This window comes from Nocardia brasiliensis (assembly GCF_042691675.1).
GTDB lineage: Bacteria > Actinomycetota > Actinomycetes > Mycobacteriales > Mycobacteriaceae > Nocardia > Nocardia brasiliensis_D.
Window position 1 is genome coordinate 1,251,411 of the sequence record NZ_CP170507.1, and the last position, 15,525, is coordinate 1,266,935.

Below are 15,525 nucleotides of genomic sequence, written 5' to 3' on the forward strand. Positions count from 1 at the left end.
TCATGCACAACCCCTTAAACGAGGCGTCAAATAGCGGGCGCCCAAACAGGAGGATGATCCTAAATGCTGATTTCACAGCGTCCGACGCTGACCGAAGAGGTCGTCGCCGAGAACCGGTCGAAGTTCACCATCGAACCGCTCGAGCCGGGCTTCGGTTACACCCTGGGCAACTCGCTCCGGCGTACCCTGCTGTCCTCGATCCCGGGGGCCGCGGTCACGAGCATTCGTATCGACGGCGTGCTGCACGAGTTCACCACCGTCCCCGGCGTGAAGGAAGATGTCACCGACATCATCCTGAACCTCAAGGGTCTGGTCGTGTCCTCGGAGGAGGACGAGCCGGTCACGATGTACGTGCGCAAGCAGGGCCCCGGCACCGTCACCGCGGGTGACATCGTGCCGCCGACCGGCGTCGTGGTGCACAACCCGGACATGCACATCGCCACCCTGAACGACAAGGGCAAGCTGGAGATCGAGCTCGTTGTCGAGCGCGGTCGCGGTTACGTCCCGGCCGTGCAGAACAAGGCGTCCGGCGCGGAAATCGGCCGGATCCCGGTGGATTCGATCTACTCGCCGGTGCTCAAGGTGACCTACAAGGTCGAGGCCACCCGTGTCGAGCAGCGCACCGACTTCGACCGTCTCATCCTGGACGTGGAGACCAAGAACTCCATCAGCGCGCGGGACGCGCTCGCCTCGGCGGGCAAGACCCTGGTCGAGCTCTTCGGCCTGGCCCGTGAGCTGAACGTCGAAGCCGAAGGCATCGAGATCGGCCCTTCGCCGGCCGAGGCGGACCACATCGCCTCGTTCGGTCTGCCGATCGAGGACCTGGACCTCACCGTCCGGTCCTACAACTGCCTCAAGCGCGAGGGTGTGCACACCGTGGGCGAGCTCGTCGCCCGCACCGAGTCGGACCTGCTGGACATCCGCAACTTCGGCCAGAAGTCCATCGACGAGGTGAAGGTCAAGCTGCACGCGCTCGGCCTCTCGCTGAAGGACAGCCCGGCGTCGTTCGATCCTTCTTCTGTGGTGGGTTACGACGCGAGCACTGGTACGTGGAGCGACAGCGGCACGTTCAGTGACACCGACGGTGGCGAGCAGGACTACGCCGAGACCGAACAGCTCTAGGCCGCTGGGGTAGGCACCCCGGCACGGCCTCACACAAGGAGAACAAACAATGCCCAAGCCCAAGAAGGGTGCTCGCTTCGGCGGGTCGGCGTCGCACCAGAAGGCGATCTTCGCCAATCTGGCGACGGCGCTCTTCGAGCACGGTCGTATTTCGACCACCGAGGCCAAGGCCAAGGCGCTGCGCCCCTACGCGGAGAAGCTGGTCACCAAGGCGAAGGGCGGCACCCTTGCCGACCGTCGCGAGGTGCTCAAGGTGATCCGTAACAAGGACGTCGTGCACGAGCTTTTCGCCACGATCGGCCCCTCGTTCGAGGGTCGCGAAGGTGGCTACACCCGCATCACCAAGACGCTGCCCCGCAAGGGTGACAACGCGCCGATGGCGATCATCGAGCTGGTTCGCGAGAAGACCGTGACCAACGAGGCCGATCGCGCTCGCCGTGTTGCCGCGTCCAAGAAGACCGATCCGGCTCCGGCCGCTGAGGTTGTCGAGGCGGAGGCGCCGGAAGGCGCCGCTGACGAGGCTGTTGCCGAGACCGCCGAGGCCGAGGCCCCGGCTGCCGACGAAAAGGCCGGCGAAGCCAAGGCCTGACGTTCGCGTCGGAGTTCGTGAACGAGCCCGCCGCCCGCTATGCGGGTCGGCGGGTTTGTTCGTTGACCAGGAGATGAGTTGTGACGGTGGAGGATTCGGTGGGTTCAGCTGAGCAGACGGCTGCGGCGCCGTCCGTACCCGCCCGCGCGTCGGTCCGGGTCCGGCTCGACATCAGTTACGACGGAACAGATTTCACCGGCTGGGCGCGCCAGCCCGGGTTGCGCACCGTGCAGGGCGTGTTGGAGGACTCGCTGAGCAAGGTGTTCCGTGAACCGGTTCAGCTGACCGTCGCGGGCCGCACCGACGCCGGCGTGCATGCCGAAGGCCAAGTCGCCCACTTCGATACGGTCGCGGAGGTCGACCCGGGCAAGGTGGTGCATCGGATGGCGCGCTTCCTGCCGAGGGATGTGCGCATCAAGGATGTTCGCGTCGCTCCGCCCGAATTCGACGCTCGCTTCTCGGCGATTCGCCGGCACTATGTGTACCGGCTGACCACCGCCCCCTACGGCGCCGAGCCGTTGCGGGCGCGCAGCATCGTCGCCTGCCGCCATGACGTCGATGTCGACGCTATGCGTGCGGCATCGCGAAAACTGTTGGGTCTGCACAACTTCGCGGCCTTTTGTCGTCGCCGGGAGGGCGCGACGACCGTTCGTGAACTCCAGCGATTCGACTGGGAACGGGATGGTGATCTGCTCACCGCTCAGGTCAGCGCGGACGCCTTCTGCTGGTCGATGGTCCGCAGCCTGGTCGGTGCCGTCCTGGCCGTGGGGGAGGGCCGACGCACCCCGGAGTGGGCCGGCAGCCTGCTGAACGACACCGAACGCTCCAGCTCGGTCACCGTGGCCCCCGCGCACGGTCTGAGCCTGATCGCCGTCGACTATCCGGCCGACGCGGACCTCGCTGCTCGTAATGCGCAGACCAGGGAAGTGCGTACCGTGCCAGTCGGCGAAGGATGTTGCGGGGGCTGAACTTTCGTTCTCGGCGAAGTGCTCCCGCGCTGTCCGACGCGCGGTCGGGTGCAGCGCGGGAGCGATCGCTTCAGTTGGAAGATCCGGCTTCGATCGTCTTCTGGGATGATCCACCGGCGATTTCGATGCGGCGCGGCTTGGCCCGTTCGGCGATCGGGATCGTCACGGACAGCACGCCGTTGTTGTATGCGGCGCTGATCTTTTCGGCGTCGACGTTGTCGCCGAGGCTCACCTGGCGCATGTAGTTGCCGGTGAAGCGCTCGGAGGCAATCCATTGGACGCCTTCCTCGCTGGGCGCGCTGCGCTGCGCGCGCAGTGTCAGGGTGCCGTTGTCGACGCTGACGTCGACCGAGCCGGGATCGACCCCGGGGAGGTCGGCGTTGAGCACGTAGTGGTCACCCGCCTTGAACAGATCCATGGGCATGAATCGCGGCGCACGTGCGGATCCAACAGCTTCGCCGAGCAGCTGGCGCGCGACGGTGTCGATGTCATGGAATGGATCGAACCTCAGCACAGCAATCACCTCCATTTCACTAGTGGCGACGCCTGCCACCGCGGTAGGCGCCGGTAGCTGTGCACCAACAAATTTAGCACTCTCGGGTCGAGAGTGCTAACACTTTCGCGGAGATTTTCCGCCATGAATCGGCCCGGAATACCGGTCGCCGCACGAAGGTTCGCAGTGTCATGACATTCGATGCGCTCGGACGGTTCGGTGTATGGCGGGAGTACCTCGGGTTCAGCCCGCAGGACGCCCGCGAGCTGGAGGAATTGGGTTACGGCACGCTGTGGCTCGGCGCTTCGCCGCCCGCGGATCTGTCGACCGTCGAGCCGTTGCTCGAGGCGACCGAGTCGATCTCGGTGGCGACCAGCATCGTGAACATCTGGGCCGCGCCTGCCAAGCAGGTCGCCGAATCGTTCCACCGGATCGAGGCGCGATTCCCGGGGCGCTTCCTGCTCGGAATCGGCGCGGGCCACCCGGAGCACACCGGCGCGTACCGCAAGCCCTACGACGCCCTCGTCGAGTACCTGGACGAGTTGGATGCCGCGCAGGTTCCGGTGGCGCGCCGGGCGGTGGCCGCGCTCGGTCCCCGGGTACTGAAGCTGGCCGCGGCGCGGTCCGCCGGTGCGCTGCCCTATTTCGTGCCCGCCACGCATACCGAGCAGGCCCGCGCGACGATCGGACCGGACGCGTTGCTCGCGACCGAACACAAGGTCGTGCTGACCGACGATGTGCGGCAAGCGCGTTCGGTCGCGGCGGACAAGGCCGCGTTCTACCTCGGCCTGACGAACTATGTGTCGAACCTGCGCAGGCTCGGCTTCACCGACGACGAACTCGCGTTGCCCGCCAGCGACCGGGTGCTCGACGCCGTGGTCGCGCACGGTACGCCCGAGCAAGTCGCCGCACAGCTCACCGCGCACTTGGCCGCCGGGGGTGACCACGTGGCGGTGCAGATGCTCGGTGACGACTATCTTGCCGATCTGCGCACCCTGGCTCCGCTGCTGAACCCCCGCGGCTGAAGCCGGAAACCATCGTCCTAAGGGAACGTTAGAAAGGGTCTCGGACGGTTCCGTCGGGCTTGTGACTGCAGACACACTCGATCTCAGCTGACGCGCTGACGCGTCGAAGAAGGAGATCTTGTGACTACGACACAGCCCGCGAGTGAGCGCCGGGTCGTCGCGAACGTGCTTCGCGGATCCATCGGTAACCTCGTCGAGTGGTACGACTGGTACGTCTATGCCGCTTTCAGCGTTTACTTCGCGAAAACGTTCTTTCCCGCCGATGACCCGACCGCGCAGTTGCTGTCCACCGCAGCGGTTTTCGCGGTCGGGTTCCTCATGCGCCCGATCGGCGGCTGGATGCTGGGCCGCTACGCCGACAAGTACGGGCGTCGTTCCGCACTGACCCTGTCGGTGACGGTGATGGCCGGTGGCTCGCTGCTGATCGCCGTTACCCCCGGCTATCAGACGATCGGCATCGCGGCACCGATCCTGTTGTTGCTGGCCCGGCTGCTGCAAGGACTCTCGGTCGGCGGCGAATACGCCACCAGCGCAACGTATTTGTCCGAGGTGGCCTCCACCGGCAAGCGCGGGTTCTACTCGAGCTTCCAGTACGTGACCCTGGTCGCGGGTCAGCTCGTCGCGCTCGGCGTGCAGATCGTCCTGCAGCAGTTCCTCACCAGTGCGGAAATGAACAACTGGGGCTGGCGCATTCCGTTCGTGATCGGCGCGGGTGGCGCGCTTGTCGTGATGTGGTTGCGGCGCAGCATGGACGAGTCGGAGCAGTTCAAGGCCGCCGCCGCGGATCCGGAAAACCGGGTCTTCATCGGCGACGGGATTTCCGAGCACGCCTACCAGCTCGGCAAGGACAAGGCCGCCGAAGCCACCGCCGCCAAGCGGGGCGAGCCCAAGCCGCCGCCCGCCCGTGGTTCGCTGCGGATGCTGCTGCAGTACCCGCGGGAATGCCTGCTGGTGATGGGTCTGACGCTGGGTGGAACGGTCGCGTTCTACACCTACACGACCTACATGCAGAAGTTCATGATCAACACCTCCGGCATCTCCAAGGGCACCGTCGCCTGGATCAACTTCATCGCGCTGCTGGTGTTCGTGATCTTCCAGCCGCTGGCGGGTGCGTTGTCCGACCGGATCGGGCGGCGCAAGCTGCTCATCTTCTTCGGTGTCGCGGGCACGCTGCTGACCGTGCCGATCATGACGGTCCTCGGTAACACCAAGAACCCCATCGCCGCGTGGGCACTGATGATGACCGCGCTGGTCATCATTACCGGTTACACCTCGATCAACGCGATCGTGAAGGCCGAGCTGTTCCCGACCAAGATCCGTGCGCTCGGCGTCGGTCTGCCCTACGCGCTGACCGTCGCCATCTTCGGCGGCACCGCGGAAACGATCGCGCTGGCACTGAAGAAGGCCGGCCATGAATCGGTGTACTTCTGGTACGTCGCCGGATGTATCGCCATCTCGCTGACCACCTACTTCTTCATGCGGGAGACTTCGACTTCGTCGACCATCGAAGCCGAACTCTCCGCCGCCTCCGACGCCGATACTGGGGTCGACGCCGGGGCGACCGAGCCGGACCGTCCGTTGGCCACCGTGCGTGACTGACAGCCCGGCACACGCGCCGATCCACCCGTTATGGGAGGATCGGCGCGTGCGGCTTGCGGTGGTCGAAGATGACGACGGCGTTGGCGACGCGCTGGTGGAGGCGCTCAACGCTCGGGGCTACCGAGCGGAGCGCAAACGACGCGGCGCGGATCTCCTTACGTCGCACCGTGGTTACGACGCGGTGATCCTCGATCTCGGCCTGCCCGACGGCGACGGCCTGCACGTGCTTCGGCAGTTGCGCGAGGTGAGTCAGGTGCCGGTACTCATCCTGACCGCCCGCAGCGACGAGCGTTCGATCGTCCGGGGATTGCGCGGTGGCGCCGACGACTATCTGGTGAAACCGCCCCGCATCGCGGAATTGATGGCCCGGCTGGAGACCGTCACCCGGCGCGCGGCCGCCGCGGCGCAACCCGCGCAGGCGGTAGTGGAAACCGGGGACGTGCGGGTGGATCTTCAGGCGCGCGTCGTCGAGGTGGGCGGCGAGCCGATCACGTTGACGCAGAAGGAATTCGAACTGGTGGAGGCGCTGGTCGAGCGGCCCGGCGCCGCGGTGAGCCGCCAGCAGCTGATGGACCGGATCTGGGGCGACGCGTTCGTCGCGGTGTCGCGATCGCTGGACGTGCACATGACCGGGTTGCGCGCCAAGCTGAAACGGCCGGGACTGATCACGACTATTCGCGGATACGGGTACCGGTGGGGACAGTGACCAGGGACGTGCCATGCGGCGCCGCCTACTCATCGCGCTGACCGTTTTCGCCGCGATCGCGGTACTGGCGTTCGCGGTTCCGCTTTCGCTGACGGTCGCGACCAGCCGGACCCAGCAACTGGTGCTCGACCGGTCCGGCGACGCGGACCGGTTCGCGAACCTCGCCGCCGCGGCGTCGGCGACCGGAGACAGTCGCGCGCTGTCCGACGAGGTGGTCCGCTATCACGAGCTCTACGGCGAGGACGTGCTCGTGGTCGATGCCAAGGGAGCGACAACCGCCAATGGCGGTGCGAGTCTCGCCGATCCGGGTATCCGTGGCGCGGTGGCCGCGGCGCGGCGCAATCAGCGTCCACAGGCGGTGCGGCAGCTGACACCGTGGGGTGCGCCGACCATGCTCATCGCGCGGCCGGTCGGCACCGGGGTGCAGGTCAACGGCGCGGTGGTGATCCAGGCATCGACCGCCCGTGCGCGCGCCGACATCGCGCGGACCTGGGCGTTGATCGTGCTCGGCGGCGCGATAGCGATGGCGCTGTTCACCTTGCTCGCATTGACCTTGAGTCGCTGGGTGCTGCGGCCGCTCGCGGCCCTCTCGCACGCGGTCGCCGATCTCACCGCGACACTGCCCAAGCCGCGCGCCGAGCCGGTGACCGCGAAGCACCCCGCGTCGATCGCGCGGCGGCACGGTGGCCCACCCGAAATGCGGGCCGTCGCGGAATCTTTCGACGCCATGGCGGTTGCCGTAGCCGATTCGGTGGACGCGCAACGGCAACTCGTCGCCGACACCGCGCACGCCATGCGGAACCCGCTGGCAGCCTTGACGATTCGGCTCGATTCGCTGGAGCCCGCGATACCGGGCAACGCGGCCACCACCTTCCGTGGCGCCAGCGCCGAAGTCGAACGGTTGACCGCGCTGCTGGACGGCCTGCTCACCCTCGCCGTCGCCGAAACCCCCGCCGCGTTCGACGCGGCGCGCCTTGCCGAGGCCGAGAACCACTGCGACGCAGTTCAAGTGGTGGCCGACCGCTATGACGCGTGGTGTTCGGCCTACGAGTCGGCGGGGCAGGAATTGCGTATTACGCCGTCGACCGCGCACGCCGACGTCGCTGTCTCGGCCGATGTGCTCGCGCAGATACTGGATGTGCCGCTGAGCAATTCGTCCCGCTACGCCGGGTCCGGCGCGCGGACCGTGGTCACCGTGACCGCCGAGCCGGACTGGGTCACCGTCACCGTCCAGGACAACGGCACCGGCGTGCGCGCCGACGAGATCGATCGTCTCACCACTCGTTTCTTCCGCGGCTCGACCGCCGTCAGCGGCGGTTCCGGCCTCGGCCTGCCCATTGCCGCGGCCCTCGCGCAAGCCCGCGGCGGCACGCTCACCGTCGAACCGGTCCACCCGCACGGCCTCACCGTTCGTATCCGGCTGCCCGCGGCGGTGCGCGAATGACGGATCGGTGGAACTGGCCGAGGCCGGCGGTAGTCGGTGCTCGTGCTGCGTCGGGTCGGTCGGAGATGGCGATGATGGGACGGCGGGGGTTTCTCGCGCTGACCGGGATGGCGGCTGCGGCGGGTATCGCCGGGTGCGGACCGAGTGGGGGCGGGCCGCTGGTGCGGCTGGCGTCGGGGGAGGTCGGCGGTTTCTACCACGCCTTCGCGGGGTTGCTGTCCGCCGCCGCGGCGAAGACGGGGGATGTGCGGATCGAGCGGGTGACGACGTCGGGGTCGCAGGAGAACCTGGCGATGTTGGCGCACGGCGAGGTAGACGCGGCGCTGGCACTGTCGGATTCGGTGGGCGACACGACCGATCGGGTGCTCGCACTCGGCCGGGTGTACGAGAACTACCTACAACTGGTGGTGCGGTCGGACAGTCGAATCGGGAGTGTCGCGGAGTTGCGGGGGACCCGGGTGAACTTGGGTGCCGCCGGATCCGGAGCCGCGGTGACCGGCCACCGGATCTTGCGGGTGGCCGGCTTGGATCCCGAACAAGACGTGGAGATTTCGCATCGGCCGCTACGCGAGGCGGTGGCGGCATTGCTGGCCGGTGCGGCGGACGCGTTGCTCTGGGCCGGTGGCGTTCCGACGAGTGTGCTCGAGGTGCCGCAGCGCATGCGGCTGGTGGATATGGGTGAGCTGGCCGTGCCCATGCGGGAGCGGTTCGGTCCGGTCTACGACCGGGTGGAGATCCCGGCCGACGCCTATCCCGGTGGCGTCGCCGTACATACCATCGGCGTGGCGAACCTCCTGCTCGCCGCCGCGTCCATGCCGCCGGAGACCGCCGCATCGATCGTCGAGCTACTGGTGTACAAGGCCGATTCGCTGGTACCCACCGAGGCCGCGGGCACCCAATTCCTGGACGGCCGCTCGCTCATCGGCACCGCTCCGGTCCCACTGCACCCCGGCGCCGCCGACGTCTACCGCCGCTGGCACGGCTAGCCGCCCTCGTTACGGGCGATCAGGAGCGGACGAGGCGGGCGATGGCGTCGGTGGCCTCTTTGATCTTGGCTTCGGCCTCGGGCCCGCCCGCTACCGCGGCGTCCACCACGCAATGGCTGATGTGGTCTTCGAGCAACCCCATCGCCACCGCCTGCAGGGCCTTGGTCATGGCGGAGACCTGGGTGAGGATGTCGATGCAGTACTTCTCTTCCTCCACCATCCGCTGCAGCCCGCGCGCCTGACCCTCGATGCGGCGCAGGCGCTTGAGGTAGTCGTCCTTTGCGGTGATGTAGCCGTGCGCGGCATGATCGTGCGCGGCGTGGTCATGGGCAGTGGGTGTCACCGGGTGTCTCCTCGCTGGCTGCCGGTCTGCGGGCGGACCGGAATTCATACCCCCCTAGGGTACAGTTTTCCGGCGGACTTGTCAGTTCAGCGCCTGATCGCCGGGAGTTTCGGTACCCGTTGATCATCGGGGGCGCCGGGACGGGAGAATTGGTGCATGAGTTCGCATGCCAGGCCCGCGCTCGCCGTCATCGGCGGCAGCGGCTTCTACGATTTCTTCGACAACGAGGCGACGCACGTCGAGGTGGAGACTCCCTACGGCGCGCCGAGTGCGCCGATCGCGGTCGGTGAGGTCGAGGGCCGTCCGGTCGCCTTCGTGCCGCGGCACGGCAAGAGCCACGAGTTCGCCCCGCACACCCTGCCGTACCGGGCCAACCTGTGGGCGCTGCGCTCGCTGGGGGTGCGCCGGGTGTTCGCGCCGTGCGCGGTGGGCAGCCTGCGCGGCGACTGGGGCCCCGGCACCGTGGTGGTGCCGGACCAACTGGTGGACCGCACCTCCGGGCGGCCGCAGACCTATTTCGACGGCGGCGGCGTGCACGTCTCGTTCGCCGACCCGTACTGCGACGACCTCCGCACCGCCACCATCAAGTCCGCGAACGACGCGCTGCCGATGAAGGGCGCGGGCACGATGGTCGTCGTGCAGGGTCCGCGGTTCTCCACCAGGGCCGAGAGCCGCTGGTTCGCCGGGCAGGGCTGGGACCTGGTGAACATGACCGGGCACCCGGAGGCCGTGCTCGCCAGGGAACTCGAGATGTGCTACGCCGCAGTCGCTTTGGTAACCGACCTGGACGCGGGCTTGGAGGAGGGTGCTGGCGTGCACGCGATCGACGTCTTCGCCGAGTTCAAACGCAACCTGGCGCCCTTCAAGGAACTGATCCGCCGCTCGGTGGCCGCGGTCACCGAGACCGACACCTGCGATCGGTGCCGCGTCCATACCGGAGTGTCGCTGCCTTTCGAGCTACCCTGACCCATGCGGGGTGCCGAACAAGGGTGCGGTGAATGAGAGTGCTGGTCACCGGCGCGGCCGGTTTTCTCGGAACACACGTGAGCAAGGCCGTGGCTGCCGCGGGGCACGAGGTGGTCGGGCTCGATTTGATGCTCGACGCTGTGCACGGCGCGGACGCGGAGCCGCCGGCGGGTGTTTCGCGGGTGGACGTGCGGGATGCCGACGCCGTCGAGCCGCTGCTGGCGGGCGTCGACGTCGTCTGTCATCTCGCCGCGGTCACCGCGGGCACGGGCCCGGCCGACTTCGCGACACACAACGATCTGGGCACCGCGGTGCTGCTCGGCGCGATGGAGCGGGCCAAGGTGCGTCGCCTGGTGCTCGCGTCGTCGATCAGCGTGTACGGCGAAGGCCGCTATCGCAGCGTGCGCGGTGGACCGTTCTTTCCAGGGCTGCGCAGGCGCGCGGACCTGGACCGCGGCATGTTCGACCATCGGGCGCCACGCACCGGCGAGGTACTGACCTGGGAGCCGGTGGGTGAGGACGCGCCGCTGCGTCCGCGCGGAAGCTACGGCGCGAGCAAGGTGGCGCAGGAAAACTACGCCTTCGCCTGGGGTTTGCACGTCGGTGGCGCGGTGACCGCGCTGCGGATGAACCAGGTCTACGGCGTAGGCGCGCGAGCGGGCATGGTGGGACAGGTGCGCGCCGCGCTGGACGAGGGACGTGCTCCGCACGTCTTCGAGGACGGCGGCCAGGTGCGGGATTTCGTGCATGTGCGCGATGCCGCGGCGGCCGTGCTCGCGGCGATCGAGCGGGCGCTGCCGGGTTTCGTTCCGCTGAATATCGGTTCCGGCCGGCCGATCACGCTGTGGGAGGTCGCCTCGATCATGGCCAAGGCGCGCGGCGGTCCCGCGCCGGTGGTCACCGGGCAGTACCGGATCGGCGATGTGCGGCATTTTGTCGCCGATATCGAACGGGCCAGGCGGACTCTGGGTTTCACCGCGACGGTGCCGCCTGCCCAGGGGTTGGCCGAGGTCGCTCCGAGTCCGGCACAGGTCACGGCGGGCGGCTGAGGCGATCTTGGCAGTCAACCGGCTTGCGGACGCTCGATGATATCCAGTTGGACCAAGGCGAATTCGGGTGTCGGCGCGCCGGTGGTCCCGCCGGGCAGCGGTGATGCCTCCAGGTCGGCGACGAGCCAGTCGCCCACGTCGGTGGCCAGCCGTACTCCGGTCAGCGTCACGCGCTCGGCGCCGGATCGAAGGTCGTTGCGGGCAGCGATGATGCGATCCCGGTCGGTCGGATGCGGCACGGTGCGCTCGTCGGTGCCCCGGCCCCAGCGCAGCCCGGGCACGGGTTCGGTGACCCAGCGGATCAGCCGCACCTGGGCGAGGTCGACGATGGCGAGATAGAGGTTGGGCTGTGCGCCGCGGAGCAGGTCCAGAGTTGCCGCCTCGAACGATTTACGTTGGGGCGCAACGCTCTCGGTGACGTCGACGGCCAGGCCGAGCCACCGATACCGGTTCTCGTCGGGGTTGCGGGCGGCCAGCAGCAGCGTGCGCGGGCCGGTGTGGGCGCGCACTGTCGCCGTGTCGAGCCACCGGTCGCCGGGCGTGGATCTGGCCAGTGTGGCGACGAGGTCGAGGGCGCCGTCGAATCGTTCGATCAGCTCGAACGATTCCGCGCCGATCCACACGATGCGCCCGTGTTCGAAATGCGGTCCGAGGTCGTGTGGGAGTGCCTCGATCCGTCGGGCGCGGGCGTCGACGGCGAACGTGGCGACACCGACCGGCGGCGGCGGTTCACCGGTGCCGACCCAGAGCCGGACGGCGTGCACACGGTTGTCCGGGCCGCGTAGCGGAACCGCCAGGATGCGCTGGCCCGACCAGTTGTGCCGGGACTGCGGCAACTCCTGGTCGATGACCGAGCCGCTGTTGTATGCCGCGGCGACGAGCGGCTGTAACCGCGGGGAGACCGCGCGCTGGAACGACTTCCATTCCCGTGGCGCCGTCCCGACCGCGAGCAGTGACCAGGTGTCGGCGTGACCGAGCGTCTCGATCAGCAGCCAGCGTCCGAGTATCACAAATCCCCCCTCCCCGAGTCGAACACTATGCCACGGTCAGGCTGATAGCCAGTGCATATCGTGCCTGACCCGGCTGTGCGGCCGCGAAAGGGGGTGCTGCTTACGTGATCAGCGGGCGAAGGCGGCGGCGTGCGCCCGCGCCCACTGCTCGAAGGTGCGCGGCGCGCGGCCGGTGACCTCGCGCACGGTCGGATACAGCGTCTCCTCGTCCAGCGTGCCGTCGGCGAAGAAGCTCAGAAAGGCGTCGACGTAGTGCTGCGGCATGGTTGCCGCCAGCTCGGCCTTGGTCTCCTCGGTGGTGAGTCCCTCGGCGACCAGCGGCCGGTCCGATATCGCGGCGAGGACGGCGATCTGATCGGCGGGCAGCAGTGCCTGCGGGCCGGTCAGTTCGAGGATCCGGCCGTCGAGGTCGCCGTCGGTGAGTGCCTTCGCGGCGACGGCCGCGATATCGGCCGGATCGATCGCGCCGACCCGGACCTCGGGGAACTGCACCCGCACCACGTCGCCGACGGCGAGCTGGGGGAGCCAGCGCAGCGCGTTCGACATGAACGATCGCGGCCGCAGGAACGTCCACGCCAGTTCGGATTCGCGTACCGCCCGTTCGGACAGGGTCATGTAGCGGGAGACGGCGTTGTCCAGGTTCTGCAGTGCCGCCGAAGCGCTCGACAGCAGCGCAACCCGCTGTACCCCGGCCTTTTTCGCGCGATCCAGCAGATCGGCCTGGTTGTCGTAGCCCGGCAGCAAGAACAGGGCGTGTACGCCGTCGAGGGCGTCGGCCATGGTCTCCGGCCGGTTCAGATCGCCGGTCACCGCCTCGACACCGGCCGGCAGCGTGGCCGTCGATGGGTCGCGCACCAGCGCGCGCACCTGCTCGCCCGCCTCGCTCAGCGTTGTCACCAGTTCGCCGCCGATATTGCCGGTGGCGCCGGTTACCAAGATCATTTCATCTCCTTCGGACCGACCCGCATTATGCTCAACGCGGTGGACACTCAGTTGCGGCTCGAGGTCATTGTGGCCAGTGTGCGTCCGGAGCGGTTCGCGCCGGTGGTTGCCGACTGGTTCCTGCGCACATTACGCGCGCATAGCGAATTCGACACGGGCGTCATAGATTTGGCCGACACGCACCTACCGACCGACCTCACGGACACCCCTGAGGCAGCGGCCTATCGGGCCCGGTTGGCCGCGGCGGACGCGTTCGTCGCGATCACCTCCGAATACAACCACGGGTATCCGGCCGCGCTGAAGACCGCGTTCGACACCGCTAAACATGAATGGCGCGCAAAGCCGATCGGTTTCGTCTCCTACGGCGGCCTCTCCGGCGGCCTGCGGGCCGTGGAGCAATTGCGTCAGGTGGTGGCCGAGATCCACATGGTCTCGGTCCGCGAAACCGTCAGCTTCCACCAGGCCAAGAAGCAATTCGACGCCGCGGGCGAAACCCGCGACGGCGCCGCCATCGACGCCGCCGCCCGCATGCTCCGCCAACTGGCCTGGTGGGCAAGAACTCTGCGCGCGGCCCGCACCACCGACCCCTACCCCGGCTAGCCGGCGCTTCCGGCCATGGCGCCGCGGCGGCCGCGGGGGTGGCCGATGTAGGTGGCTTCGCGGGGGATGGAGACGAGGGTGAGGTCGACCTGGGCGGTGCCGGTGCGCAGGATGACGTGGTTGCCGATGGCCGCGGGCTGGTGGATGGACAGGTCGGGGCGGGTTGCGGGCCAGCCCATCGGGTCGCCGGTGACGTAGATCGTGGTGACGCCCGCGTGTGGAGCGGGGGCGAGGACGCCGTCCACCACGGTCGCGGTGAAACCCGCGTCGGACTGGTGGGTTTCGACGGCGAGGGTCAGTCGCTCGGGATTGCCGATGGTGGTGACCAGGTTCTCCCAGGCGTGCGCCCGGTCGGTGCGGATCAGGACGCGTTCGCCGACCGCCAGCGCACGGAACACCAATTGCTGTGCGAGATAAAGTTCTCCGGCCACGTACACAGTCGAGATGCCGGTGCCGACGATGCGGACCGCGACGCCATTGCCCTCGTCGTCCGAGCCGATCAGCTGACCACAGCCGGAGGAGGGCAGGTGCAGCGCGTCGATCACGTCGATCGGGTATTCGCTCATCGGGACGGTGGCGTCCACGCCGGGGACGGCGAGCGGCAGGTGTGCGAGCAGCCCGTCGCGGTGCCGGCCGTTCATCGACACCATGCCGGCGAGCTTGCTGCGTTCCGGCAGCTCCCGCGCGGTCAGTCGCCAGGCGGCGCCGATGCTCACCGATTCCGCCGAGCTGCCCGGCCGCAGCCGCACCGCCACCGTGGTGCCGCGCGAGGGAGCCACCCACAGCTGAGCGAGCAGGTCCGAGCCGAGCCGCTTCGGATCCACCGCCATGCCGATGTTCACGCTGTTGCCGACTTCGGCGTAGCGCCACCGATGTTCGAGGGTGCGCGGATCGAAGCCGCTGGTGATCTGCAGGACCGCCTTGCGGATTTCCGGCGCGGTCAGGATGCGGGCGTTGCAGTCGGCGTCCTCGAGCGCACGCATGATGCGCTGGGTCGCGATGGTCACCGCGCGCGAGGCGCCCGCCGCGCCGCCGCCGCGCCGGGCGGCGGCCTCCGGACAGGCGACCGCGTCGAAGCTGATCGCCAACCACACGGTGCGGTGCGCGGTGGCGGGCAGCGGCCCGAGCAGCGATTCGTAGATCTTGCCCGCCGGGGTACCGGACCTGCTGCGGTGTCCGTGGCTGATGATGTCGATGCCGCTGAGCAGAATGTCGTGCTGGTTCAGGCACTTCGCCAGTTCCGGCAGCGGAAGCAGATGGGAGGCGTGCACGGTATTGCGGGCGATCCTGGTCAGCCCGCCGGGTGCGGCGAGTACTTCGACCACGGTGACCACCCGGCTGCCGTCCCAGTACAGTCCGAGCGAGCGTCCGTCGGTGCCGCGGTAGTCGACGGTCTGGCCGATCTCGTAATGCCGTTTGGTGAGGTAGCGCCACCAGGTGGCGATCCAGTCGAGTACCGTGCGTTTGGCGATCGGGATCAGCGGAATCAACGCGACGACGATGCCCACGCCCAGCGCGGGCAATGCCTGCAATCCGGCGAGTAACGCGGCCACCCCCGCGGTAAACCCGATGACCTGCGCAATCAGCAGATTCTGCAGCGAGATTCGCCCAAGAAGCGGGCGTGGTCCCGCCCCGGCAGGTTCCGCCATCGTCGTCCCCCAAGTACCCGGTGTCGGCCCATAA

The 15,525-nt window shown here is 68.3% G+C and carries 16 protein-coding genes; 11 read left to right on the plus strand and 5 right to left on the minus strand.

Going from position 1 to position 15,525, the window contains the following annotated elements; translation table 11 throughout:
* Positions 1 to 63: 63 nt before the first annotated feature.
* The 3 genes from ACFK0J_RS05850 to truA all read left to right on the plus strand — a co-directional run bounded on the left by ACFK0J_RS05850 (position 64) and on the right by truA (position 2,679).
* On the plus strand, positions 64 to 1,122 hold the full coding sequence (locus tag ACFK0J_RS05850; protein ID WP_014981770.1) for a DNA-directed RNA polymerase subunit alpha: 1,059 nt from the start codon (positions 64 to 66) through the stop codon (positions 1,120 to 1,122).
* A 49-nt stretch (positions 1,123 to 1,171) separates the two neighbouring features.
* Positions 1,172 to 1,711 carry a 50S ribosomal protein L17 gene (gene rplQ / locus ACFK0J_RS05855; protein WP_378737256.1) on the plus strand — a complete coding sequence of 180 codons (540 nt, stop codon included), beginning with the start codon at positions 1,172 to 1,174 and terminating at the stop codon, positions 1,709 to 1,711.
* A 98-nt stretch (positions 1,712 to 1,809) separates the two neighbouring features.
* Positions 1,810 to 2,679: a tRNA pseudouridine(38-40) synthase TruA gene (gene truA, locus ACFK0J_RS05860; protein WP_378742652.1), complete on the plus strand. Its 870-nt coding sequence runs from the start codon at positions 1,810 to 1,812 to the stop codon at positions 2,677 to 2,679.
* A gap of 70 nt (positions 2,680 to 2,749) precedes the next feature.
* Here the strand turns inward: truA and ACFK0J_RS05865 are convergent, their stop codons facing one another.
* The gene (locus ACFK0J_RS05865; protein WP_378742654.1) at positions 2,750 to 3,193 is read right to left on the minus strand and encodes an Hsp20/alpha crystallin family protein; all 444 of its coding nucleotides are present in this window, start codon (positions 3,191 to 3,193) and stop codon (positions 2,750 to 2,752) included.
* Between the two features lie 170 nt (positions 3,194 to 3,363).
* On the opposite strand from ACFK0J_RS05865, the gene ACFK0J_RS05870 reads away from it, so the two are divergent.
* The 5 genes from ACFK0J_RS05870 to ACFK0J_RS05890 all read left to right on the plus strand — a co-directional run bounded on the left by ACFK0J_RS05870 (position 3,364) and on the right by ACFK0J_RS05890 (position 8,932).
* A complete protein-coding gene (locus ACFK0J_RS05870) occupies positions 3,364 to 4,197 on the plus strand; it encodes an LLM class F420-dependent oxidoreductase (protein ID WP_378737258.1) in 834 nt (277 codons plus the stop codon).
* Positions 4,198 to 4,317: 120 nt separating this feature from the next.
* On the plus strand, positions 4,318 to 5,796 hold the full coding sequence (locus ACFK0J_RS05875; protein WP_378737260.1) for an MFS transporter: 1,479 nt from the start codon (positions 4,318 to 4,320) through the stop codon (positions 5,794 to 5,796).
* Positions 5,797 to 5,842: 46 nt separating this feature from the next.
* Entirely contained in the window at positions 5,843 to 6,502 is a 660-nt protein-coding gene (locus ACFK0J_RS05880; RefSeq protein WP_218473869.1) for a response regulator transcription factor, read from the plus strand.
* Between the two features lie 13 nt (positions 6,503 to 6,515).
* Positions 6,516 to 7,946 (plus strand): sensor histidine kinase, encoded by a 1,431-nt coding sequence (locus tag ACFK0J_RS05885; protein WP_378737262.1) that lies wholly within the window; start codon positions 6,516 to 6,518, stop codon positions 7,944 to 7,946.
* A 71-nt stretch (positions 7,947 to 8,017) separates the two neighbouring features.
* Entirely contained in the window at positions 8,018 to 8,932 is a 915-nt protein-coding gene (locus ACFK0J_RS05890; RefSeq protein ID WP_378737264.1) for a TAXI family TRAP transporter solute-binding subunit, read from the plus strand.
* A 19-nt stretch (positions 8,933 to 8,951) separates the two neighbouring features.
* Here the strand turns inward: ACFK0J_RS05890 and ACFK0J_RS05895 are convergent, their stop codons facing one another.
* Positions 8,952 to 9,275, minus strand: a complete 324-nt coding sequence (locus tag ACFK0J_RS05895; protein WP_218473875.1) for a metal-sensitive transcriptional regulator — start codon at positions 9,273 to 9,275, stop codon at positions 8,952 to 8,954.
* Positions 9,276 to 9,431: 156 nt separating this feature from the next.
* Here ACFK0J_RS05895 and ACFK0J_RS05900 point away from each other — a divergent pair, with 156 nt between their 5' ends.
* Both ACFK0J_RS05900 and ACFK0J_RS05905 read left to right on the plus strand, forming a co-directional pair.
* The gene (locus ACFK0J_RS05900; protein WP_378737266.1) at positions 9,432 to 10,241 is read left to right on the plus strand and encodes an S-methyl-5'-thioadenosine phosphorylase; all 810 of its coding nucleotides are present in this window, start codon (positions 9,432 to 9,434) and stop codon (positions 10,239 to 10,241) included.
* A gap of 32 nt (positions 10,242 to 10,273) precedes the next feature.
* Complete coding sequence (locus ACFK0J_RS05905) at positions 10,274 to 11,290, plus strand: NAD-dependent epimerase/dehydratase family protein (RefSeq protein WP_378737268.1); 1,017 nt, start codon at positions 10,274 to 10,276, stop codon at positions 11,288 to 11,290.
* 14 nt (positions 11,291 to 11,304) lie between these two features.
* Here ACFK0J_RS05905 and ACFK0J_RS05910 read toward each other — a convergent pair whose 3' ends face one another.
* Together ACFK0J_RS05910 and ACFK0J_RS05915 are read right to left on the minus strand one after the other, a co-directional pair.
* Positions 11,305 to 12,300, minus strand: coding sequence for a GAF domain-containing protein (locus tag ACFK0J_RS05910; RefSeq protein ID WP_378737270.1), 996 nt, complete (start codon positions 12,298 to 12,300; stop codon positions 11,305 to 11,307).
* Between the two features lie 108 nt (positions 12,301 to 12,408).
* Positions 12,409 to 13,242, minus strand: a complete 834-nt coding sequence (locus ACFK0J_RS05915) for an NAD(P)H-binding protein (RefSeq protein WP_378737272.1) — start codon at positions 13,240 to 13,242, stop codon at positions 12,409 to 12,411.
* 27 nt (positions 13,243 to 13,269) lie between these two features.
* Here ACFK0J_RS05915 and ACFK0J_RS05920 point away from each other — a divergent pair, with 27 nt between their 5' ends.
* On the plus strand, positions 13,270 to 13,842 hold the full coding sequence (locus ACFK0J_RS05920) for an NADPH-dependent FMN reductase (RefSeq protein WP_378737274.1): 573 nt from the start codon (positions 13,270 to 13,272) through the stop codon (positions 13,840 to 13,842).
* On the opposite strand, the gene eccE is transcribed toward ACFK0J_RS05920, so the two are convergent.
* Positions 13,839 to 15,491, minus strand: coding sequence for a type VII secretion protein EccE (eccE, locus tag ACFK0J_RS05925; protein WP_378737276.1), 1,653 nt, complete (start codon positions 15,489 to 15,491; stop codon positions 13,839 to 13,841). The two genes, ACFK0J_RS05920 and eccE, sit on opposite strands and share 4 nt — an antisense overlap.
* Between the last annotated feature and the right edge of the window lie 34 nt (positions 15,492 to 15,525).